The sequence below is a fragment of the Burkholderia sp. Bp8991 genome, assembly GCF_003853795.1.
GTDB lineage: Bacteria > Pseudomonadota > Gammaproteobacteria > Burkholderiales > Burkholderiaceae > Burkholderia.
Window position 1 is genome coordinate 190,244 of sequence record NZ_QTQJ01000007.1, and the last position, 21,062, is coordinate 211,305.

At 69.7% G+C, this 21,062-nt stretch carries 20 protein-coding genes; 12 read left to right on the forward strand and 8 right to left on the reverse strand.

Annotated features, from left to right (window positions below):
- Positions 1 to 121 precede the first annotated feature (121 nt).
- The 4 genes from DIE02_RS10690 to DIE02_RS10705 are packed head-to-tail and all read left to right on the forward strand — an operon-like array spanning position 122 to position 3,768.
- The gene (locus DIE02_RS10690; protein WP_124487688.1) at positions 122 to 1,144 is read left to right on the forward strand and encodes a LysR family transcriptional regulator; all 1,023 of its coding nucleotides are present in this window, start codon (positions 122 to 124) and stop codon (positions 1,142 to 1,144) included.
- Complete coding sequence (locus DIE02_RS10695; protein WP_124487689.1) at positions 1,141 to 2,601, forward strand: NAD(P)-binding domain-containing protein; 1,461 nt, start codon at positions 1,141 to 1,143, stop codon at positions 2,599 to 2,601. Before DIE02_RS10690 ends, DIE02_RS10695 begins: the two co-directional genes overlap by 4 nt.
- Positions 2,602 to 2,647: 46 nt before the next feature.
- Positions 2,648 to 3,178, forward strand: a complete 531-nt coding sequence (locus DIE02_RS10700; RefSeq protein WP_124487690.1) for a CMD domain-containing protein — start codon at positions 2,648 to 2,650, stop codon at positions 3,176 to 3,178.
- Positions 3,175 to 3,768, forward strand: a complete 594-nt coding sequence (locus DIE02_RS10705; protein ID WP_124487691.1) for a peroxidase-related enzyme — start codon at positions 3,175 to 3,177, stop codon at positions 3,766 to 3,768. Before DIE02_RS10700 ends, DIE02_RS10705 begins: the two co-directional genes overlap by 4 nt.
- Positions 3,769 to 3,822: 54 nt before the next feature.
- On the opposite strand, the gene DIE02_RS10710 is transcribed toward DIE02_RS10705, so the two are convergent.
- Complete coding sequence (locus DIE02_RS10710; protein ID WP_044845386.1) at positions 3,823 to 4,254, reverse strand: Lrp/AsnC family transcriptional regulator; 432 nt, start codon at positions 4,252 to 4,254, stop codon at positions 3,823 to 3,825.
- Positions 4,255 to 4,550: 296 nt separating this feature from the next.
- Between DIE02_RS10710 and DIE02_RS10715 the strand changes: the two genes are divergently transcribed.
- Together DIE02_RS10715 and ctlX are read left to right on the forward strand one after the other, a co-directional pair.
- The gene (locus DIE02_RS10715; RefSeq protein ID WP_044845387.1) at positions 4,551 to 5,630 is read left to right on the forward strand and encodes an ornithine cyclodeaminase; all 1,080 of its coding nucleotides are present in this window, start codon (positions 4,551 to 4,553) and stop codon (positions 5,628 to 5,630) included.
- A gap of 58 nt (positions 5,631 to 5,688) precedes the next feature.
- Positions 5,689 to 6,666, forward strand: a complete 978-nt coding sequence (gene ctlX / locus DIE02_RS10720) for a citrulline utilization hydrolase CtlX (protein ID WP_124487692.1) — start codon at positions 5,689 to 5,691, stop codon at positions 6,664 to 6,666.
- 222 nt (positions 6,667 to 6,888) lie between these two features.
- Here the strand turns inward: ctlX and DIE02_RS10725 are convergent, their stop codons facing one another.
- The 3 genes from DIE02_RS10725 to DIE02_RS10735 are packed head-to-tail and all read right to left on the reverse strand — an operon-like array spanning position 6,889 to position 12,097.
- The gene (locus tag DIE02_RS10725) at positions 6,889 to 9,663 is read right to left on the reverse strand and encodes an Hsp70 family protein (protein WP_124487693.1); all 2,775 of its coding nucleotides are present in this window, start codon (positions 9,661 to 9,663) and stop codon (positions 6,889 to 6,891) included.
- A 5-nt stretch (positions 9,664 to 9,668) separates the two neighbouring features.
- Positions 9,669 to 11,510 carry an Hsp70 family protein gene (locus DIE02_RS10730; RefSeq protein WP_044845390.1) on the reverse strand — a complete coding sequence of 614 codons (1,842 nt, stop codon included), beginning with the start codon at positions 11,508 to 11,510 and terminating at the stop codon, positions 9,669 to 9,671.
- Positions 11,507 to 12,097, reverse strand: a complete 591-nt coding sequence (locus tag DIE02_RS10735) for a DUF2760 domain-containing protein (RefSeq protein WP_124521975.1) — start codon at positions 12,095 to 12,097, stop codon at positions 11,507 to 11,509. Before DIE02_RS10735 ends, DIE02_RS10730 begins: the two co-directional genes overlap by 4 nt.
- A gap of 436 nt (positions 12,098 to 12,533) precedes the next feature.
- Between DIE02_RS10735 and DIE02_RS10740 the strand changes: the two genes are divergently transcribed.
- The 4 genes from DIE02_RS10740 to DIE02_RS10755 all read left to right on the forward strand — a co-directional run bounded on the left by DIE02_RS10740 (position 12,534) and on the right by DIE02_RS10755 (position 16,602).
- A complete protein-coding gene (locus tag DIE02_RS10740) occupies positions 12,534 to 13,460 on the forward strand; it encodes a LysR family transcriptional regulator (protein ID WP_124487696.1) in 927 nt (308 codons plus the stop codon).
- 113 nt (positions 13,461 to 13,573) lie between these two features.
- Positions 13,574 to 14,704: a DSD1 family PLP-dependent enzyme gene (locus DIE02_RS10745; RefSeq protein WP_124487697.1), complete on the forward strand. Its 1,131-nt coding sequence runs from the start codon at positions 13,574 to 13,576 to the stop codon at positions 14,702 to 14,704.
- Between the two features lie 174 nt (positions 14,705 to 14,878).
- Positions 14,879 to 15,850 (forward strand): ornithine cyclodeaminase family protein, encoded by a 972-nt coding sequence (locus DIE02_RS10750; RefSeq protein WP_124487698.1) that lies wholly within the window; start codon positions 14,879 to 14,881, stop codon positions 15,848 to 15,850.
- 29 nt (positions 15,851 to 15,879) lie between these two features.
- A complete protein-coding gene (locus DIE02_RS10755; RefSeq protein ID WP_124487699.1) occupies positions 15,880 to 16,602 on the forward strand; it encodes an HAD family hydrolase in 723 nt (240 codons plus the stop codon).
- 64 nt (positions 16,603 to 16,666) lie between these two features.
- On the opposite strand, the gene DIE02_RS10760 is transcribed toward DIE02_RS10755, so the two are convergent.
- Together DIE02_RS10760 and DIE02_RS10765 are read right to left on the reverse strand one after the other, a co-directional pair.
- Positions 16,667 to 17,284, reverse strand: coding sequence for a glutathione S-transferase family protein (locus DIE02_RS10760; RefSeq protein WP_124487700.1), 618 nt, complete (start codon positions 17,282 to 17,284; stop codon positions 16,667 to 16,669).
- A gap of 166 nt (positions 17,285 to 17,450) precedes the next feature.
- Complete coding sequence (locus DIE02_RS10765) at positions 17,451 to 17,819, reverse strand: hypothetical protein (RefSeq protein ID WP_124487701.1); 369 nt, start codon at positions 17,817 to 17,819, stop codon at positions 17,451 to 17,453.
- Positions 17,820 to 17,901: 82 nt separating this feature from the next.
- Between DIE02_RS10765 and DIE02_RS10770 the strand changes: the two genes are divergently transcribed.
- Positions 17,902 to 18,369 (forward strand): MarR family winged helix-turn-helix transcriptional regulator, encoded by a 468-nt coding sequence (locus DIE02_RS10770; protein ID WP_124487702.1) that lies wholly within the window; start codon positions 17,902 to 17,904, stop codon positions 18,367 to 18,369.
- Between the two features lie 18 nt (positions 18,370 to 18,387).
- Here DIE02_RS10770 and DIE02_RS10775 read toward each other — a convergent pair whose 3' ends face one another.
- Together DIE02_RS10775 and DIE02_RS10780 are read right to left on the reverse strand one after the other, a co-directional pair.
- Entirely contained in the window at positions 18,388 to 18,582 is a 195-nt protein-coding gene (locus DIE02_RS10775) for a hypothetical protein (RefSeq protein WP_260427321.1), read from the reverse strand.
- 158 nt (positions 18,583 to 18,740) lie between these two features.
- A complete protein-coding gene (locus DIE02_RS10780; RefSeq protein ID WP_124487703.1) occupies positions 18,741 to 19,952 on the reverse strand; it encodes an MFS transporter in 1,212 nt (403 codons plus the stop codon).
- Between the two features lie 70 nt (positions 19,953 to 20,022).
- On the opposite strand from DIE02_RS10780, the gene DIE02_RS10785 reads away from it, so the two are divergent.
- The gene (locus DIE02_RS10785) at positions 20,023 to 21,057 is read left to right on the forward strand and encodes an AraC family transcriptional regulator (RefSeq protein ID WP_124487704.1); all 1,035 of its coding nucleotides are present in this window, start codon (positions 20,023 to 20,025) and stop codon (positions 21,055 to 21,057) included.
- The last annotated feature ends 5 nt before the right edge of the window (positions 21,058 to 21,062 follow it).

The following is a 21,062-nucleotide window of genomic DNA, read 5'->3' on the forward strand; positions in this document are numbered from 1 at the left end:
GGCTCGTCGTCCCGGCGCGCGTGCCCTTCGCATGTTTGGCACTGTCGATAGCAAAAATCATTATATGAATCGTGCATGCTCGCACTCCTACAATGCGCAAATCGCATCATCGGAACGCGTCATGGAGTTGCATCAACTCGAAGCCTTTTCCGCGGTCATGTCGGCCGGCAGCGTGACCGGCGCGGGCGAACTGCTCGGCCGCTCGCAGCCGGCCGTCACGCGACAGATCCAGGAGCTCGAAGCCGATCTCGGCTATGCGCTGTTCGACCGGCACGGCCCGCGCGTCACGCCGACGCGCCGTGCATTCCTGCTCTACGAGGAAGTCGAACGCTCGCTCGTCGGCCTGCGCGCGATCGAAGCGCGGGCGCGCGCACTCGGCGACGAAACCGCCGAACCCGTGCGCATCGCGGCCACGCCTTCACTCGCGGCCACGCTCGTGCCGGCCGCGCTCGCCGCACTGCCCGACGGCGCGCACGCGCCGCACTACCAGTTGCGCAGCGAGTCGGCCGAACACGTCGTGCACGAAATGCTCGCCGGCACGGCCGATATCGGCGTCGTCACGCTGCCGATGGCGCATGCGGGGCTCGACATGCACTGGATCGCGCAAACGCCCTGCGTCGCCGTGCTGCCGGCCGACGATCCGCTCGCGGGCAAGCCGCGCATCGCGCTGCGCGATCTCGCGGGCCGCCGCATCGTGACGGTCGCGAACCGGCACCGGCTGCGCCAGCGGATCGATGCGGCATTCGCGGCCGCACGCGTCGACGCGCACGTGTTCATCGAAACCAATGCATCGCTGAACGCGGTGATGGCCGCGCGCGCAGGCGTCGGGATCGGCATCGTCGACCCGGCGACCGGCGTGGCACTGCCGGTGGACGGCGTCGTCGCACGACCGCTCGATGTCGACATCCCGTTCGCGTTCGGTGTCGCGACGCCCGCCGGCAAGACGCGCACGGCCGCCGTCGCGGCGCTGCTCGACGCGCTGCAGAACACGACGTGCGCGCTGCTCGACGACGTGACCTTTCACGATGCATCCGTGCACGACGCGTTGTTGCGAGGCGACCGGTTGCGCATCGATCGCCCGCCTCGCGTGACACGCGCCACACGAACCGCACGCACACGCGGTACCCGCCCGGAGGCCGCATGACGGCGACGCCCGACACACCCGACACACCCGACGCACCCGACACGCTCGACGCACTCGAAGCCCGCCTCGCCCAGGACCTGCGCTGGCTCGACCTGCCCGCGCCGTCGTGGGTGCCGCCGCGCGACGTCGACGGCACGCGCGTGCTCGACGTCGCGATCGTCGGCGGCGGAATGGCGGGGCTCGCGGCATCCGCCGAACTGCGCCTGCTCGGCATCGACAACCAGTGCGTGATCGACCGTGCACCGGCCGGCTACGAAGGCCCGTGGATCACGTTTGCGCGGATGGAGACGCTGCGCTCGCCGAAGCAACTCACCGGCCCCGCGCTCGGCCTGCCCGCGCTGACGTTCCGCGCGTGGTTCGAAGCACGATACGGCCGCGACGCGTGGGATGCGCTCTACAAGATTCCGCGCACGCAATGGATGGAATACCTGCGCTGGTATCGCCGCGTGCTCGACCTGCCGGTGCGCAACGACACCGCGCTCGTGGCACTGCGTCCGCGCGACGACGGCCTGCTCGCGCTCGACCTGCGCGCGAACGGCCAGGCGCAGACCGTGCTCGCGCGACACGTCGTGCTGGCGACCGGCCGCGACGGGCTCGGCGGCCCGTACGTGCCGCCCGTCGCGCAACGCGCGCCGCGCTCGCGTTGGGCCCATTCGTCCGAGCCGATCGATTTCGCTTCGCTCGCCGGCAAGCGCGTCGGCGTGGTCGGCGCGGGCGCGTCAGCGTTCGACAATGCGGGCACCGCGCTCGAAGCGGGCGCCGCGCGCGTCGACCTGTTCTTCCGTCGCGCGGACATTCCGCGCATCAACAAGCTGACGGGCATCGGCAGCCCGGGCCTCGTGCACGGTTATGCCGATCTCGACGATGCGACGAAGTGGCGCTTCATGCACTACGCGCTGACGTCGCAGACACCGCCGCCGCGCGACAGCGTGCTGCGCGTGTCGCGGCATGCTCACGCACACTTCCATGCAGCCAGCCCGATCGAAACGCTGGTCGAACACGCGGACGGCCTCGACGTCGTCACGCCGCGCGGCCGCTACACGGTCGACTTCCTGATCTTCGCGACGGGCTTTCATTCCGACTGGACGACACGCGCGGAATTCGCGTCGTTCGGGCCGCATGTGCGGCGCTGGAAGGATCGCTATCAACCGGAACCGGGCACATGGCTCGACGAGCTCGCCGAGTCGCCCGATCTCGGCCCCGCGTTCGCGTTCCAGGAACGCGAGCGCGGCGCCTGCCCGGCCGTCACGCGCATCCATTGCTTCAACCATGCGGCGAGCCTGAGCCACGGCAAGCTGTCGGGCGACATCCCCGCGATCAGCGCGGGCGCCGGGCGGCTCGCACGCGGCATCGCGAGCCGGCTGTTCGACGCCGATCGCGACCGCCACTACGACGCGCTCGTCGCGTTCGCGACCGCGGAGCTGCAGGGCGACGAATGGCGCGACGCCGACGCATGAGCGCCGCCGCGATCCACGCTACTCACGACGACTGGAATCCATCACGATGACCGAACCCATCCCGCCGGCCGCCGCGCCGGATACGATCGACGCCGTCGCCGGCCTGCGCGAAGGCGATGCCGTGGCCACGCTGCGTCGCGCACGCGACAAGGTGCTGCTCCATACGCGGCTCAGCGAAGCCGCGCTGTTCGACACCGCTCTGCCCGATCTTTCGTTGATCGAACGATTGCATGCGGCGCGGTACGTCGCGCAGCGCTCGAATGCGCACGCACTGGCCGCAACCTATCGCGCACGGCTGATCGACGCAGGCGGCACGCCCGACGACATCGCCCGCGCGGATGCCGATGCATTCGACGCGCTGCCTCGACGCCTCGGCGCGCTCCTCGTGCATGCGCGGCGCCTGACGCGCTCGCCCGCCGACGCACGCCCGTCCGATCTCGACGCACTGAAGTCGGCCGGGTTCACGACACCCGCGATCGTCGCGCTGTCGCAGCTCGTCGCCTTCGTCTCGTATCAGCTGCGTGTCGCGGCAGCGGCGCAAGCGTTGCAGGCGCGTGCCGCCCGGGAGGCCGCATGACGATGGCCACGCACGGTTTCACGTCCGCCACGCTCGGCTGGCGTACATGGCTCGACACGGTGCCGCTCGAGCGCGCCACGGCCGACCAGCTCGCGGTGCTCGAAGCGAGCCATCCGCAAGCGAAAACGTCGGACTACTACCTGCTGCTCGTCCACCTGCCCGACATCCTGCGGCAGCGTTCCGGCGTGTTCAACGCGATCATGTATGGTCCCGGCGGACTGTCGCGCGCGGAACGCGAGCTGGCAAGCACGGCCGTGTCGCGCGTGAACGGCTGCGTGTATTGCGCATCGGTGCACGCACAACGCTTCGCGCAGCTCGCGAAACGCACCGATGCGATCGACCAGGTGTTCGACGATCCGTCGACAGCCGGCACGACCGCGCGCGAACGCGCGATCATCCGCTATGCGGTCGCGCTGACCGAACGGCCCGACACGGTGGACGAACGCGACATCGCCGCGCTCGAAGCCGAAGGGCTCACCCACGAAGAAATTCTCGACCTGTCGCACGCCGTCGCGATCTTCGCGTGGGCGAACCGGCTGATGCTGACGCTGGGCGAACCGGTGTTTCCCGAATCCGCAGCGGGCGACTGACACGCCGCCGCGCTGGCGCAGGCGAGCACGCCGGCCGACGCGCGCCACCGCGCGTCACGCCTTGTGCGTCGACAACAGAATGCTCGTCTCCGTATTCGCGATCCCGTCGATCAACCGGATCGCGCCGAGCACGCGATCGAAATGCTCGAGCGAATCGGCGTGCAGCTCGGCGACCAGATCCCAGCGCCCGTTGGTACTGTGGATCGACGCGACGTTCGGATGCCCGCGCAGCACCTTCACCACTTCCGCGCCGCGATTGCCCTGCACCGCGATCGACATCAGCGCGCGGATCCGGTGCCGCTCGGCGGCCGGCTTGAGCCGCACCGTATAGCCGACGATCACGCCGTTCTTCTCCAGCCGCGTCAGCCGGTTCTGCACGGTCGCGCGCGCGACGCGCAAGGCCTTCGCAAGGGCGACGACGGGCATCCGCGCGTTGTCGCGCAGCAAAGCGATGAGCTGCCGGTCGACGTCGTCGAGCGTAATCATGAACGGACCTTCCTGTTGAACGTGACACGGCCGCCAGCGTGCCGGACGGCACGCATTTCGACCAGCATGATTTGAACAAACTGCCATATCCGGCCAGCAATCTGCCAAGTCTATCGAGAAATCTGCCATTTTTGCCGTCTTTTTGTTGGCTCGACTCACGGAAATAATGACTCCATCGACCGGCCGCATGGGCCGCGACGCCGCTTTTGATGGAGCCGGGGCCCGGGCCGACACGCCCGCCCCGGTCGACCAGAACGCCTGGACACCCGTCCGGGCAACAAAATGGAGACAGACCGATGACCCGCTTCCTCGACGTTCCCGCCACCGCCCGACTGATCGCCCAGACCGGCGTCACGCCGTTCCTGCGCGCGCTCGTCGACACGCTGCGCGCCGATTACCTGCACTGGGCCGACTTCGACAAGTCGCCGCGCGTCGCCTGCCACTCGCGCGACGGCGTGATCGAGCTGATGCCCGTCGCGAACGCGTCGCTGTTCGCGTTCAAGTACGTGAACGGCCACCCCGTCAACGCCGCGCGCGGGATGCACACCGTGATGGCGTTCGGCGCGCTCGCCGAAGTCGACACCGGCTACCCGCTGCTGCTCGCCGAACTCACGCTGACCACCGCGTTGCGCACCGCCGCGACGTCGGTGCTGGCCGCGCAAGCGCTCGCGCGCCCCGACGCGCGCACGATGGCGCTGATCGGCAACGGCGCACAGAGCGAATTCCAGGCGATCGCATTCCATACGCTGCTCGGCATCGACGAGATCCGCGTGTTCGACGTCGATCCGCTCGCGACCGACAAGCTCGTGAAGAACCTCGCCGCTTACCCTGAATTGCGCGTCGTGCGCGCCGCGTCGACCGCCGACGCCGTGCGTGGCGCCGACATCGTGACGACCGTCACCGCCGACAAGGCGTACGCGACGATCGTCACGGCCGACATGATCGAGCCCGGCATGCACCTGAACGCGGTCGGCGGCGATTGCCCGGGCAAGACCGAGCTCGACGCGGGCGTGCTGCAGGCGGGCCGCGTGTTCGTCGAATTCGAGCCGCAGTCGCGCATCGAGGGCGAGATCCAGCAGATGCCGGCCGACTTCCCGGTGACCGAACTGTGGCGCGTGCTGCAGGGCGAGACGACCGGCCGCGAGCGCGCAGATGAAGTCACGGTGTTCGACTCGGTCGGCTTCGCGCTCGAGGACTACTCGGCGCTGCGCTACCTGTATGCGCTCGCGCAGCAGCACAACGCGGGCGTCGAGATCGCGCTGATTCCGCCGGCCGTCGATCCGAAGAACCTGTTCGCGCTGATCGACGATCCGGCCGCGATCGCGCAGGGTCATGCGGCGTTCGTGACCGAAGCCGTCGCCGCGTTCGCACGCTGATCGTCATCCCGGGCGGCCGGCGCGCCGCCCGATTCTCCGCCTGTCTCTTCAAACGTTCATGAATCTCGTATCGATCCAGGCACCGGCCGCCGTCGTGATGATCCGGCCGCACCGCTTCCTGCCGAATCCGCAGACCGCGGCCGACAACGCGTTCCAGCGCACGGCCGTCGGCGGCGCGCACGACACGCTGTCGGTGTCGGCCGCCGCGCGCGACGAAGTCACGGCCGCCGCGCGCACACTCGCCGATGCAGGCGTGCGCGTGCACGTGTTCGACGATCACGGCGAGCGCGACACGCCCGACTCCGTGTTCCCGAACAACTGGTTCTCGACTCATCCGGGCGGGCATATCGCGCTGTTTCCGATGCATAGCCCGAACCGCCGCCGCGAGCGGCGCGCGGACATCGTCGAGATGCTGAAAGCGGAATACCGCGTGCAGGACGTGATCGACTACTCGGGGCTCGAATACGACGACGTGTTCCTGGAAGGCACCGGCGCGATGGTGCTCGACCACGTCGCACGCATCGCGTACACCGCGCGTTCGCGCCGCGCCGATCCGGTCGCGCTTGAACGCTTCTGCACGCACTTCAACTTCGAGCCGATCTGCTTCGATACGGCCGATGCGAACGGCAACCCGATCTATCACACGAACGTGATGATGAGCGTCGCCACCGAGTTCGCGATGATCGGCCTCGACCTGATCGCCGACCGCCGGCGCCGCGACGAAATCGCGCAACGCCTGACCGAAACGGGCCGCACCGTGATCGCGCTCGATCATGCGCAGATCGCGAATTTCGCGGGCAATACGCTTGAGTTGTCGGGCAAGGACGGGCGCGTGCTCGCGCTGTCGCGGCGCGCGTTCGACTGCCTCACCGGCGGCCAGCGCGCGACGATCGAACGCTCCGCGCGGCTGCTGCCGCTCGACGTGCCGACGATCGAACTGGCAGGCGGCTCGGTGCGCTGCATGCTCGCGGGCATTCATCTCGCGCGGCGGGCCGCAGCACATGACGTGAAGGAAATGGAATCGGCGGCGCGGTAACGCGAACCGGTGCCGCACGCCTGAGCGGACATCCTGCGGCGGATAGCCCGAAAGCGCCGCCGGACGACGCTTCGGCCTGAACGGACATCCTGCGCGGATAGCCCGATGGCGCCGCCGGACGATGCTTCGGCCTGAGCGGACATCCTGCGCGAATAGCCCGATGGCGTCGCCGGACGATGCTTCGATCTGCGAATCAGATCGAAGCATCGTCCCGCCCGTTCATCACCCCGCCAGCAGCTTCAACCCGGCCGGCAACGTTTCGCCGAACACACGTGCGGTGTCGGCTTCATCGAACGCAATCGCCTCGCGCACCATGTCGATCCACGCGGCCGACACATTCGCGGAAGACAGACGCTTGATCACCGCCTCGCGCGTTTCATCCGGCAAATCGCGTTCGCGGTCGCCCGTCATCCGCGCGATCTGCGCGACCGCGAACGCCGCGGGTTCGACCTGCTTCCAGTCCAGCGCGAACAGCGCGTCGAGCCAGCGGTTCGCGACGTCGGCCGGCACCACGCTGTGCGCGCTGCCGTAGAACGGCCGGCGCGCACCGATCCGCCCGAGCGCCCACGCGCACAGCGTGCGCTCGGCCGGCTTCTGCAATTGCACGATCAACCGCTCGGCCAGTTCCACCTTGCGCTCGACCGGCAGTCGTTCGAGCGACGCGGACAGGCGCGTCATGTCGGCCGGGCCGACCTTGGCCGGGTCGAACGGCAGCTTGCGGCGCTTGTCGTCGGACGGTTCGAGGAACGCGATCGCATCGCGCACCTGCGTCTGCGCGTCGTCGTCGAGGCCGCCGGCCACGCGCCGCCACAACGTCCACCACTCGGACCACACCTGCGCGTCGTTCACGTACTGGATCCCGTCGTCGAACAGCGGCCACAGCTGCTCGATGCGCCACGCATCGAGCGGATGGCCGAAGCCCGGGCGCAGGCAATAGCCGGCGAGGTTCAGCCACGCGCGTTCGTGATCGGCCGAGCGCCGCCGGCGACGCGCGCGCGCAAGCAACGCGTCGAACAGCTCGCGCGCGAGCGCGACGTCCCACTCGTCGCGCGGGCCGAGCACCTGTTCAAGTTGCGCGCGCAACCGTCGCGTGTCCTTCGGCGTGACATCCGCGGCCTTGCTGCCGAACGAGCGGTCGATCAGCTCGATCGCGTGATCGACGCGCGGATGGCGCGCGAACGCGGCATCGTCGCCTTGCGCGGGCGCATCGCCGCGCAACTGGAATTCGAGCCGCCAGCGGCGCGCTGCATCGTCGGTCGCGATGCAATGCATTTCGAGCGTGCCGACCTCGGTCAGCGACGCGGTGAGTTTCACCGGCGTTTCGCGCGCATCGCTACCGGCCTTCGCGTCGACGACCGTCGCGATCGGCGGCAGCCGCACGAAGTCGCCGCCGTCCAGCTCGACCAGATCGCCCGGCTGGTACGCGGTGTCGGCGACCGTCGACGCGAGGTGGAAACGCACCGGCTGCCCGAGCTGCAGCGCGAACGTGCGTTCCTCGAGCCGGATCTCGCGGCCCTCCTCGGCACCGCGCGGCAGCAGGCAGACACCGCGCGCCGCCGTGGCGCCCTCGCCATCGTCGAGCACGAGGAAATAACTGCGCGCGGAACCGCCGCCGATGCGCGGCGCATGCCCCGCCCGCGCCAGGCCATAAGCCACCGCGCCGCGCGCGACCGCCACGTCCGGATGCGCGTTGTGCAGCACGTCGAGCGGCGCGCCGCGCCACGCGCCGAGCGTCTGCGCGAGACGGCCGGCCAGCGCACCCGCGCGGAACACGCCGCCGTTGAGCAGCAGCGTGTCGGGCAGCGGGCCTTCCGCATGACGATTCAGGAACGCGGCGACGTGGCGCGTGACGGCCGGGTCGCTCGCATACGGCAAGCCGAATTCGACGATCGCGGCCCGCGCGCGGCGCGGCAGCTCGCCGGCCTCGACCTGCGGAAAGAAGCCGTCGACGACGATCTGCTCGACTTCCTGACGCGTCAGCTCGGCCGAGCGCGCGCCGCCGACGAGCTTGCTGCCCGCGCCGAGCAGCGTCACGGTGACGGAGGCCGGCGCGTCGTCGCCGAGCAGCCGCTCCTTCGCCGCGCGACAGCGTTCGACGAGTTGCGACAGGCTCGCGGCCGACAGCCGCGTGCCGGGCTCGGTCAGCCGCGTCTCGACCAGGCGCGCGAGCGCGAGGTCCATGTTGTCGCCGCCGAGCATCAGGTGATTGCCGACGCCGACGCGCGTGAAGGCCGGTTCGCCATCGTCTCCCGGCGCGACGTCGACCAGCGTGAGGTCGGTCGTGCCGCCGCCGACATCGCAAATCAGCACGCGGCGCGGCGCGGCGAAGGTGTCGCGCAACGTCGCGCGCTGGCCGTACAACCAGTCGTAGAACGCGGCCTGCGGTTCTTCCAGCAAGCGCAGCGCCGGCAGTTTCGCGCGTTTGGCCGCCTCGACCGTCAACGCGCGGGCGCCGTCGTCGAACGACGCCGGCACCGTCAGAATGACGTCCTGCTTCGCGAGCGGCGCATCGGGAAAACGCGCATCCCACGCGGCCCGCACGTGCGCGAGATAGCTCGCGCTCGCGTCGACCGGCGACACCTTGTCGACGCCGTCGGCCGCGCCCCACGGCAGGATCGCCGCAAGCCGGTCGACCGATGCGTGCGACAGCCAGCTCTTCGCGCTGGTGACGAGCCGCCCCGGCACTTGCGCGCCGAGCGTGCGCGCATACCGGCCGATCACGGCCGGCGGTGCGCCGGCCGCATTCGCGTTGGCCTTCGGATCAGCCTTCGCGCCGGCCTTCGAATCGGCCGCCCACGGCAACCGCAGCGCGTCCGGCGGCAGTTCACCCGCCGCCGGGTGATAACGCACCGACGGCAGCAGCGGCTGCGCGGCCACCGCGCCGGGGCCGACCAGCTGCTCGACGTCGAACACGCGGATCGCGTCGGAGCCGGCCTCGACGTATGCGACGACCGTGTTGCTCGTGCCGAGGTCGATGCCGACCGTATAGCGCTTCATCGCGCTCAGGCGGCGCCGCGCACGTCGAACTCGACCTTCCAGCGCTCGTTCGTGCCGCTCGGGATCGCCTCGAGTTCGAGCGTGCCGGCTTCGGTCACGCGCGCATGCAGCTTCACCGGCACGACTTCGCCGACCGTGCGCCCTTCGGCGGGCAGCGTGGCCTGGATTTCCTCGAGTTCCTGCAGCTCTTCAGGCGACCAGTAGTCGAGCAGCGTGCCGACCTGGTCCTGGCGACGCACCGACGACCCGAAGAAGCGGAACTGCACCGGCTCGCCGACGACGAGGCCGAACTCCTGCGGCGGCAACGCCGCATCCGAGCCTTCCTCCATCCCGAACGGCGCGACGCAGAGCGCCTGCACCGGCGGCTCCAGCCCCGGCACCGCGGGCATCGCCGACTCGATCGCGACGTAGTACGCACGCGCCGTGCCGCCGCGAATGCGCACGCCGCGGCCGCGCTTCACGTAGCCGTAATACGCCGCGCCGCGCGCGACCGCCAGATCGAGGTCCGCGCCTTCGAGCAGGCGCGCGGCCGGCGCGCCTTCGGCGGCGAGCCAGCTATTGAGCGTATCGAGCACGCGCTGCGTGAGCAGCGGCGACTTGAACACGCCGCCGTTGAACAGCACCGCGGTCGGATGCAGGAACGTCGCACCTTGCGGCAGCGTGCGCTGCACGCCTTCGAGCGCGTCGAGCGCCGCGACCTGGCGGCCGAGGAACGCCGCGAGGTGGCGCGTGATGCCCGCGTCCTGCGCATACGGCAGGCCGAGCTGCGTCAGGCCGACGCGCGCGCGGCTCACCGGGCGCGCGGCCGCGTCGACTTGCGGGAAGAAACCTTCGAGAATCGTCTGCGTGAGTTCCGCGCGCGTCAGTTCCGTGCGGATCGAGCCGCCGATCAGCTTCGAGCCGCGGCTCGGCACGACGAGCGGCACCGCGTCGGTCGTCGGGTCGGACAGCAGCGTTTCCTTCGCCGAGCGGCACGCGTAGGTCAGCGCGCGCAATTGCCACGGATCGGCTTGCGTGCCCTGCTGCGCGAGCTTGCGCGCGACCACGTGCGCGAGCGCGAGGTCCATGTTGTCGCCGCCGAGCAGGATGTGCTCGCCGACCGCCACGCGATGCAGTTCGAGATTGCCGTCGCGCTCGACCACCGCGATCAGCGACAGGTCGGTGGTGCCGCCGCCGACGTCCACGCACAGGATCAGGTCGCCGACCTGCACCTGCTTGCGCCAGCCGCCTTCGCTCTTCTGGATCCAGCTGTAGAGCGCGGCCTGCGGCTCCTCGAGCAACGTCATCCGCGAATAGCCGGCGGCGCGTGCGGCCTCGGCCGTCAGCTCGCGCGCGGCCGGATCGAACGACGCGGGAATCGTGACCGTCACATCCTGGTCGGCGAACGGCGCGTCGGGATGCGCGTGGTCCCACGCTTCGCGCAGGTGCGTCAGGTAGCGGATCGAGCTTTCCAGCGGCGACACGCGCGCCACTTCGGGCGGCGCATCGCTCGGCAGGATCGCCGCGCGGCGATCGACGCCCGGGTGGCACAGCCAGCTCTTCGCGCTCGACACGAGGCGAATCGGCGTGCCGGCGCCACGCGTGCGCGCCATCTCGCCGACCGCGAATGCGCGCGAGGCCGTCCACGGCAGCGTCAGGTCGCCCTGCGTCAGCTCGCTTTCATGCGGAAGATAGAGGAACGACGGCAGCAGGTCGCGCGACTCCAGCGCGCCGGGCGCGGTCAGCTGCGCGATCGGCAGCACCTGCTGCGTGATCGTTTCGCCGTCGCTCGCGGCGCTGTCGACGTACGACAGCGCGCAGTGGGTCGTACCGAGGTCGATACCGATCGAATAGCGCGGATCGTTCACAGTTCCACCTCCGCCGGTGCGACCACCGAGGCGTCGTGGCTGCCGGTCAGCTTCGGCAGGCGCACGTCGGCCACGCGCCAGCCGCGGTGGCTGACCGTGCCCGTGAACGGCGCGGCGCCGACCACGTTGCCCGTCACGCGCACGGCCGTCGCGTCGAAGCCGGCCGGCAGCGTCACGCGGCTGCCTTCGGCTTCGTCGCGCACCGGCACGATCGTGAAATGCTCGCGCAGCGCGGCGCGGCAGCCGTCGTGCACGAGGCGTGCGGCGGCGCCGATGTCGGCGTCCGCGTAGCCGGCGATGTCTTCCTCGACGAAGTCGATGAAGCGCGCATCGCGCTGCAGCAGGCCCAGCAGTTGCAGCGCGGCTTGCGGGCTCGCTTCGCGCAGCTCGGGGGCCGGCGCCTTCACGGGCGCGGGCGCCGGGGCCGCCGCGGGGGCCGGCGCAACCGGCGCCGGCGCGACCGGTGCCGGGGCGCCGTCGCGCACGCGCAGCACGCCGGCCGCGAACTCGCGGTTGCCGATCACGGAGAAGAACGTGCCGACGGCCAGCGACAGCCGGCCGAAGAAGGACAGGTTGGATTCGGGCATGGGGTCTGGACTCCTGTGGGCTCGCGACACGGCGAGCAGCTTGCCTGGGCGCCCGGCGGCGGCGTGCGAATGCGCACTGCCGCCGCCCGGCGCGTGATTCGGGCGCGCCCTCTCGGGTGCGGAAAACCCGTATTTTGCCCTGTGGCGGGCGAACCGGGCAGAAGTTGGGGGACAGAACACAACGGCGCGCGGGTTTTGCGCGGCGCCGGATTACATCGGACTGCCGGCTATCGGGTGTCGGCCGGGTGTCGGCCGCGATGTTGCGGCGCGTCAGCGCGGCTTGCGGCGGCGTACCGCCTTCACCCGAAAATCGCGCGAATTCGGGTGCGCGACGTGAAACGCATGCCCCCGCATGGGGACCGCGGCGGCGTAGCGCTACATGCTTCATGCAATGTGATGTTTAATGCCCGGCAACGCCAGCATTAAAGGACACGCAATGCTCGACCTCGACGACCTTCGACTCGTGCGCGCGATCGGCGCGTCGCGTTCATTGGCATCCGCCGCGCGCCTGCTCGACCTCACCCCGCCCGCGGTCACGATCCGCCTGCAGCGGATGGAGGCGCGGCTGGACGTCCGGCTCGCCGTGCGGCAGCCGAAAGGGATCGAGTTGACCGACGAAGGTCAGCGGCTTTATCAGGAAGCCGTGGAGATTCTCGAGCGCGTGGACGCGCTGCCGGGCAACATCGCGGGCGATCGCGGCGACGTGCAGGGCACGCTGCGCGTCGTCGCGCCGTTCGGCTTCGGACGCAAGTACGTCGCGCGGATCGTGCGCGACGTGCAACGCGCGCATCCGAAGCTCGAAATCTCGCTGCACCTGTCGGAGAGTCCGCTGACCAGCGCGTCGGGGGCCGACGTGGTCATCCATGTCGGCAGCCTGAAGTCGTCGTCGTGGATCGGCTATCCGCTCGCGCCCAACGAGCGCTTCCTGTGCGCGAGCCCCGGTTACGCGCGGCGCATCAAGCAACTGGACCATCCGTCCGACCTCGCGCGCTACGACTGCCTGTGCCTGCGCGAGAACGACGAGGACGTGCCGCGCTGGCGCTTCTCGCAAGCCGGCGACGGCAAGGGCGAATCCAGACGATCGGCGGTGATTCGCGTCACGGGCGCGCTGTCGTCGAACGACGGCACCGTCATTACCGACTGGGCACTGGCCGGGCTCGGCATCGTCGAGCGCTCCGAGTGGGACGTCGCGCCGCTGCTGGCGAACGGCAAGCTGGTCAGGCTGCTGCCCGACTGGCATTTGCCGCCCGCGCCCGTGACCGCGCTGCTGCCGTCACGCACGGGCCGCTCCGCGCGGCAGCGGGTTTTCCTCGAAGCCGCGACGCAATTCCTCGCTCCGCCGCCGTGGCGCGGCAAGGCATGAGCACGGTCCCGGGATTAAATGCTGCTTAAGGCTCGATTTGGCATGCGTTAAACACGCTGCGCGCCAAACGCCCTACTGTGTTCGCTGTCGGCAATCCACCGAGGCAACGCATCATGGGCATTCCCCTCCTTCTCAGCACCCCCGCCGCATTGATCGACGTCGGCCGCATGCGTAACAACATCGCGCGCATGCAGGCGCGTCTGGACGCGCTCGGCGTCAGGTTCCGGCCGCACGTGAAGACGACCAAGTGCCAGCACGTCGTCGACGCGCAGGTTGCGGCCGGCGCGCAAGGCATCACGGTATCGACGCTGAAGGAAGCCGAGCAGTTCTTCGCGGGCGGCGTGCGCGACATCGTCTACGCGGTCGGCATGATTCCCGCGAAGCTCGGCCAGGCGCTCGCGTTGCGCCGGCATGGCTGCGACCTGAAGATCGTCGCCGACAGCCTGCAGGCCGCGAATGCGATCGCAGCGTTCGGGCGCGAGCACGGCGAGCGCTTCGAAGTCTGGATCGAGGTCGATGTCGACGGCCATCGCTCGGGGATCGCCCCCGACGACCTGCTGATCGACGTCGGCCGCGCGCTGGTCGACGGCGGCATGACGCTCGGCGGCGTGCTCGCGCACGCCGGCTCCAGCTACGAATACGACACCCGCGACGCGCTGGTCGCGATCGCCGAACAGGAGCGCAGCCGGACCGTGCACGCCGCGGAGCGCCTCAGGGCCGCCGGGCTGCCCTGCCCGGTCGTCAGCATCGGTTCGACGCCGACCGCGCTGTCCGCGGAGCGTCTCGACGGCGTGACCGAAGTCCGCGCGGGCGTGTACGTGCTGTTCGACCTCGTGATGCACAACGTCGGCGTGTGCGCGCTGTCCGACATCGCGCTGTCGGTGCTGACCACCGTCATCGGGCACCAGGAAGAAAAAGGCTGGGCCATCGTCGACGCGGGCTGGATGGCGATGAGCCGCGATCGCGGCACGCAGCGGCAGGCGCGGGATTTCGGCTACGGGCAGGTGTGTAGCGAAGACGGTGACGTGCTCGGCGAGTACGTGATGAGCGCGGCCAATCAGGAGCACGGCATCGTGTCCCGCATCGGGACGCCGGACACGGATATCGCGAAGCGGTTTCCGATCGGGACCCGTTTGCGGATTCTGCCGAACCACGCGTGCGCGACCGGCGCGCAACATCCGGAATACCACGCGCTGGGCGACGACGGCATCGTGCAGAGCTGGCCGCGCTTCTATGGGTGGTAAGCAGAGGCGGCGCGGTGGCGTTCGCCGGTGCGGCGAACTGATACGCCGACGTCCGGCGACGCAACCGGCCGCCGCGCGCGACCGACTGACCGCCCTCCCGACATTGACTATTTGTCCAATTCTATACAAACTATAAAACCGCGTTTCACATTGCATCCGACAGGCTCCCCCACCATGCCGACACACGCCCACCTCCTTCTTCTCGACCGGGATGTCGTCGAACCGGCCCTTCAAGCCGAACACGTGATGGCGGCGGTCCGCGAAGCCTTCGTGCTGCACAGCCAACGCGCGGGGCGCGTGTTCCCGGTCGTGCGCGAGAAGCTGAATACCGGCGGCGTGTTCGGCATCAAGTCGGGCGACGTCGCGAGCCAGGATCTGCTCGGCTGCAAGGCGGCCGGATTCTGGCCCGGTAATCGCAGCCTGGGCGGCGAGCCGCACCAGGCGACGATCGCGCTGTTCGATCCGGCAACCGGCCGCCCGCTCTGCATCATGGATGGCAACGCGATCACCACCGCCCGGACCGGCGCGGCCGGCGGCCTGGGCCTGCAGGCGCTGGCCCGCCGCGACAGTACGCGCATCTGCGTGTTCGGCACCGGTGTGCAGGCGCGCGTCCAGCTCGACCATGCGCTCACGCTGCTGCCGCAACGGTGCACGGTGCAGTACGTGAACGCGCGCGGCGAAGCGGACGCGGTGTTCGAATCGGCATTCCGCGAACGCTGCGACATCCGCGTCGCACGCGACCGAAACGATGCGGTGGCCGGCGGCGACGTGGTCATCACGGCCACGCCGGGCGGCGGCCCGCTGTTCGATGCGGACGCGGTTCAGCCCGGCACCCACCTGACCTGCGTCGGCGCGGACACCGCGGGCAAGCGCGAGCTTCCCGAAGGCGTGCTGCAGCGCGCGCGCATTTTCGTGGACGATCACGAGCAGGCGCGCGGCATCGGCGAGTGCCAATGGGCGCCCGATCTGCCGCGCACCGAAATCGGCGACGTGCTCGCCGGGACCGTGCCGGTCGATCGCTCGCCGGGCGAGATCACCGTATTCGACATGACGGGGCTCGCGCTGCAGGACCTGACCGTGGCGCGCTTCCTGTATCGGCAGGCCGTCGAGCGCGGCACGGGACGCTCGATCCCGTGGCCGTGGTGAACGGCAACGGCGTGATATCTTCCATCGCCATGCGTCTATCCAAAGTTTCCGCCATCTCGTTCGATCTCGACGACACGCTATGGCCGTTCGGCCCTTCCGTCGCACGGGCCGAGGCGTCGCTGCATGCGTGGCTGATCGCGCACGCACCCGATACCGCGAGCGTGCTGCCGACGTCGCAGACGCTGGCCCAACTGCGCGATGAATACGAACGCTCGCGGCCGGATCTCGTCGGCGACTATCGCGCGTTGCGCATCGGATCGATCCGGCTGGCGTTGCAGCGCGCGAACGAAGACGTCTCACTGACCGACCGCGCCTACGACGTGTTCTATTCGGCGCGAAACCAGGTCGAGTTCTTCGACGATGCATTGCCGGCGCTCGCGTGGCTGAGCGCGCGGTTTCCGCTGATCGCGGTGACGAACGGCAATGCGGACCTTCAACTGACCGGCGGCGGCGAGTTCTTCCGTGAAACGCTCAGCGCGCGTGCGTTCGGGTTCGCGAAGCCCGAGCCGGAAATCTTCCATGCGGCCGCCGCGACGCTCGGCGTGCCGGCGGCGGAGCTGCTGCACGTCGGCGACGACTTTCACCTCGATATCGTCGGCGCGTTGAATGCGGGGCTTCAGGCAGCGTGGGTCGTGCGTCACGCAGGGGCGCAAGCGGAGCATGCTGCGCATCGTGCCCCGTCGCCGCATCTGACCGTTCGTGACTTGTCGGTGCTGTGTCGCGCGCTGGGTGCGCCTGACGCGGTGTCGTAACCGCAAGCCCGCAAGATCGCGCGGCCGCGGTCGATCACGCCCGTCGACATGACCGACCGCCGCTTCACGCCGCCTTGCGTGCGTCCGCGATCCGTTGCGGCGCCTTCGGCCGCGCATAAAGCCGCTCGAGGTACGCACGCAATTGCGGGAACGGTTCGATCAGGTGGCATTCGCTCGCCCAGTCGATCAGGTAGACCGTCACGCAATCGGCCACCGTCAGCGTGTCGCCGACGATGAATTCGCGCCCTTCGAGATGCCTGTCGAGGATCGCGGCCATCGTCGCGAAATCCTCGCGTGCCAGCTCGATATCGGCCGGCGAGCGCTTTTCCGGCGGATAGAGGAACGAATGGCGCGTAATCCGCCACAGCGGCTGTTCAAGCTCCGTCACCGCGAACATGACCCATCGATAGGCCTGCGCGCGCAAAGCGAGATCGACGGGCAGCAGCGCCTTCTCCGGGTACTTGTCCGCGAGATACAGCACGATCGCGGCCGACTCGGGAATCACGAGGTCGCCGTCCACCAGCACGGGCACCTTGCCGGCCGGATTGAGGCGCAGGAATTCGGGCCGCTTGTGCTCGCCTTTTAGCAGGTTGACCGACACGAACTCGAAATCCGCGTCCAGTTCCTTGAGCCCCCAGAGCGCGCGTTGCGTGCGCGTGCCGGCGAATCCGTAAAGCTTCATCGCAATGTCTCCATCGATAATGTCGGGAAAAATCGCCGCGCGCAGGCGACGGCCAATCGGCCGCTTCGAATGCTTCGAGTGCTTCGAGTGCTTCGAATGATGTGAATGCTTCGAACGCTTCGATCACTTCGGCCGCTTCGCCCGCGCATGCAGCGCCTGTCGCCGCTCACATGCCGGGTACCGGGAGCACCGGCATCACGTCGATCGCATCGCCCGGGAACAGCGTGAAATGCGGATGGCCCTCGAATAGCGCGGCGGCCGCGTCGTGCGATGCGGCACGCACGACCGTGAAGCCGCTCATCGCATTGGCGGTGTCCGTCACGCCGCCCTTGCCGATCGTCTTGGTCTTGCCGAGCGGCCCGCCGGGCTCGACGATCGCGTCGCGATGCCGCTCGACCCACGCATGCCACGCGGCGATCCCTTCGCGCTCCCGCGTGCGCCGCTCGTCCTCCGGCAACGCCATCCACGCCTTCATGCCCGGGCTATCCTTGCTGCCGAGGAATACCGCGAGATACAACTGCTGTTGAGCACTCATGCTTCCTCCGTCCGATGGCGGGCACGGCGGGCTGCCGCACCTCGCCCTTGACACAGTAGGTTGATATCAACACAATTGCAACATGGCACGCAAAGAAAAGCTCCCTTTCGAAACGACGCTGATGGTGCGCGATTGCTGCCTGTGCCTGCACATGCAGCGCGCGGCGCGCAATCTCGCGCGCATCTTCGACGATGTGCTGCGTCCGCTGGATCTCACCAACGGCCAGTTCTCGCTGCTGATGTCGCTGAACCGGCCGCAGCCGGCCGCGATGAAATCGGTCGCGTCATTGCTCGCGATGGATCGCACCACGCTGACCGCCGCGCTCAAGCCGCTCGAGCGGCGCGGGCTGCTCACGATCACGGTGGATCCGGACGACAAGCGCAGCCGCCTGCTCGAACTCACGCCGGCCGGTCATCAGTTGCTGGCCGAAGCGTTCCCGCTCTGGCAGCAGACCCATACCGAGATCGAACGGCCGTTCGCGCCGGAAGCAGTCGATGTGTTGCGCGGCCAGTTGCGCGCGCTGTCGGAGGATCCGGCTACGCGCGGCTGAAGCGGCGCGTCACGTCATTCACTTCCGGCCCTTCTTCGGCATCAGCAGTTGCGCGCATTCCTGCAGGAAGTGCACGGGCCCGTGCGCATGCAGTGCCTGCCCGCTGCTGAGCGCGCCGTCGAGGACGGTCGCGAGCCGCAGCGCGTAGGTTTCCGGCGGTTTCGTCGACAGCGAGCAGATGCCGAAAGCACGCTTCGGGCGTCGCGCCGCCATGCCGGCGGCGCACATCGCCCAGGCGGCGTCCTGTCCCGCTATCCGCCGGACGCGACCGACTCGGCAACGCCACGCCGCATAACTCGGGCCGGCTAGTGCGCGACCTCGCCGCGCCACTAGCCGATGCGCGATCGCGCGCATCGGCGTGCCGCAATCCGTCAGTCGGCCAGCGCCGGCGCCACGCCGACCCGCTTCGGCACGCCGGTCACGATCGTCGCGACCGCGACGGCCAGCACCGCGGCCGCGCCCAGGAATACGCCGCCCGCGCCGTTCGCGTCGAACACGACGCCGCCGGCCGCCGCGCCCGTCGCGATCGCGAGCTGGATCGCCGCGACGATCAGCCCGCCCGCGCTCTCGGCTTCGTCGGGCACGGTGCGCGTGACCCACGTCGACCACGCGACCGGCACGCCGCCGAACGCCATCCCCCACAACGCGACGAGCACCGCGTCGATCATCGGCGCGCGGCCGAGCGCGACGAGCGCGACGCCGAGCACGACCATCAGCGCGGGCATCCCGATCAGCATCGGCCGCAGCCGGTGCTCGAGCACGCGCCCGGCGAGCGACGTGCCGACGAAGTTCGCGATCCCGTAGCCGAGCAGGATCGCCGACAGCCCGTTCACGCCGACACCGGCCACCTGCTCGAGGAACGGCCGCAGGTACGTGAAGAACGCGAAATGCCCGGTGAACACGAGGATCGTCGCGAACATCCCGAGGCCGACGGTCGGCCGGCGCAGCACGTCGACGAGCGTGCGCAGCCGCGTGGTGCCGCTCGGCGGCATCGACGGCAGCGTCATGACCTGCGACACGAACGCGAGCGCGCCGAGCCCGGCCGCGATCAGGAACACGTTGCGCCAGCCGATCAGGTGCCCGAAATAACTGCCCATCGGCGCGGACGCGATCGTCGCGACCGCCACGCCGCTGAAGATGATCGACAGCGCACGCGGCACCATCGCGGTCGGCACGAGCCGCATCGCGGTGGCCGTCGCCATCGTCCAGAAGCCGCCGAGCGCGACGCCGAGCACGACGCGGCCGATCAGCAGCGTCGTCAGGCCGGGCGCGAACGCGACCGCGAGATTCGACGCGACGAGCAGCACCGAGAACGCGAGCAGCACGCGCCGGCGGTCGATCGTGCGCGTCAGCGCCGAGATCAGCAGGCTCGTGACGAGCGCGACCGTCGCGGTGGCCGTGACGGCCTGCCCGGCCACGCCTTCGGTCACGCCGAGGCTGTCGGCCATCGGCGTCAGCAGGCTCGCCGGCAGGAATTCGGCGGTGACGAGCCCGAACACGCCGAGCGTCATCGCGAACACCGCGCCCCAGGCCGGTTCGCGGGGGGCCGCCGTCGAGGCGGCCGAGGAGATTCCGGGATTCATGCGGGGTTCCGTGTCGGTTAGGGAAAGTACTGATGAGGGCGTATCGTAAGGAACAGCGGCAGGACGGTCTATGACATACAATCCGTTCTTGTTGATCGATCGTCCGAATCTCGCGATGTCCGAGCCCTTGCTTCCCCCCGTGCCCGACGTACACGACCTCGTCAGCGAGTTGCTGCTGGGGATGCGCCTGAGCGGCGTGCAGTACCGCCGGATCCAGGTGCCGCGGCCGTTCGGGCTGAGCTTCGGCCATGCGCCGGGCCGCGCGCAGTTCCATTTCGTCGGGCGCGGGCCCGTGCTGCTGCGCGACGCGGACGGCACGACGGTGCGGCTCGAGGCCGGCGACGCGATCCTGCTGCCGCACGGCCGCACGCATGCGCTGGTGTCCGATCCGGACGCGCCGTGCCGCGAGATCGGCGGCTTCGCGGCCGCGAAGATCTGCGACACGGTCGCGTCGGTGGGCGCGACGACGTGCGCCGCGACGGAGCCGGCCGCCGGCGATGCGCTGATCTTCAGCGCGTGCATGGAGCTCGATCTCGGCGGCATGCAGCCGCTCGTCGGGACGATGCCGGCATTCATGCACGTCGGCACGCTGCTCGCGCGCTACCCGGAAATCCGCCCGATGCTCGACGCGATGGAGCGCGAATCGTGCGCCGCGCGCGCGGGTTTCGCGGGCATCCTCGCGCGGCTCGCGGACGTGGTCGCCGCGTTCATCGTGCGCGGCTGGGTCGAGTGCGGATGCGGCGACGCGACGGGCTGGGTGCAGGCGTTGCGCGAGCCGAAGCTCGGCCGCGCGATCGTCGCGCTGCATCGCGATCCGGGGCGCAACTGGAGCGTCGCGGAACTGGCCGCCGAAGCGGGCGTGTCGCGCTCGGTATTCGCCGAGCGCTTTCTCGCGGCCACCGGGATGACGCCGGTGCGTTACCTGACCGAGTTGCGGATGCGGCTCGCCGCGCAGTGGATCGCCCGCGAGGGCGAGACGATCGAAGCGGTGGCGTACCGGCTCGGCTACGGGTCGCTCGCCGCGTTCAGCCGCGCGTTCAAGCGCGTGGTCGGCAGGCCGCCGGGCGCGGTGCGTGCCGAAGGCGACACGCACGCCGATGCGTGACGTGT

Bases quoted from the DNA above. Each gene is read 5' to 3' on its own strand.
- DIE02_RS10695 (WP_124487689.1), top strand. From the start codon at position 1,141: ATGACGGCGACGCCCGACACACCCGACACACCCGACGCACCCGACACG.
- DIE02_RS10785 (WP_124487704.1), top strand. From the start codon at position 20,023: ATGACATACAATCCGTTCTTGTTGATCGATCGTCCGAATCTCGCGATG.
- DIE02_RS10700 (WP_124487690.1), top strand. From the start codon at position 2,648: ATGACCGAACCCATCCCGCCGGCCGCCGCGCCGGATACGATCGACGCC.
- DIE02_RS10735 (WP_124521975.1), bottom strand. From the start codon at position 12,097: ATGCCCGAATCCAACCTGTCCTTCTTCGGCCGGCTGTCGCTGGCCGTC.
- DIE02_RS10745 (WP_124487697.1), top strand. From the start codon at position 13,574: ATGGGCATTCCCCTCCTTCTCAGCACCCCCGCCGCATTGATCGACGTC.
- DIE02_RS10740 (WP_124487696.1), top strand. From the start codon at position 12,534: ATGCTCGACCTCGACGACCTTCGACTCGTGCGCGCGATCGGCGCGTCG.
- DIE02_RS10775 (WP_260427321.1), bottom strand. From the start codon at position 18,582: ATGGCGGCGCGACGCCCGAAGCGTGCTTTCGGCATCTGCTCGCTGTCG.
- DIE02_RS10780 (WP_124487703.1), bottom strand. From the start codon at position 19,952: ATGAATCCCGGAATCTCCTCGGCCGCCTCGACGGCGGCCCCCCGCGAA.
- DIE02_RS10710 (WP_044845386.1), bottom strand. From the start codon at position 4,254: ATGATTACGCTCGACGACGTCGACCGGCAGCTCATCGCTTTGCTGCGC.
- DIE02_RS10755 (WP_124487699.1), top strand. From the start codon at position 15,880: ATGCGTCTATCCAAAGTTTCCGCCATCTCGTTCGATCTCGACGACACG.
- DIE02_RS10760 (WP_124487700.1), bottom strand. From the start codon at position 17,284: ATGAAGCTTTACGGATTCGCCGGCACGCGCACGCAACGCGCGCTCTGG.
- DIE02_RS10725 (WP_124487693.1), bottom strand. From the start codon at position 9,663: ATGAAGCGCTATACGGTCGGCATCGACCTCGGCACGAGCAACACGGTC.
- ctlX (WP_124487692.1), top strand. From the start codon at position 5,689: ATGAATCTCGTATCGATCCAGGCACCGGCCGCCGTCGTGATGATCCGG.
- DIE02_RS10750 (WP_124487698.1), top strand. From the start codon at position 14,879: ATGCCGACACACGCCCACCTCCTTCTTCTCGACCGGGATGTCGTCGAA.
- DIE02_RS10765 (WP_124487701.1), bottom strand. From the start codon at position 17,819: ATGAGTGCTCAACAGCAGTTGTATCTCGCGGTATTCCTCGGCAGCAAG.
- DIE02_RS10715 (WP_044845387.1), top strand. From the start codon at position 4,551: ATGACCCGCTTCCTCGACGTTCCCGCCACCGCCCGACTGATCGCCCAG.
- DIE02_RS10690 (WP_124487688.1), top strand. From the start codon at position 122: ATGGAGTTGCATCAACTCGAAGCCTTTTCCGCGGTCATGTCGGCCGGC.
- DIE02_RS10770 (WP_124487702.1), top strand. From the start codon at position 17,902: ATGGCACGCAAAGAAAAGCTCCCTTTCGAAACGACGCTGATGGTGCGC.
- DIE02_RS10705 (WP_124487691.1), top strand. From the start codon at position 3,175: ATGACGATGGCCACGCACGGTTTCACGTCCGCCACGCTCGGCTGGCGT.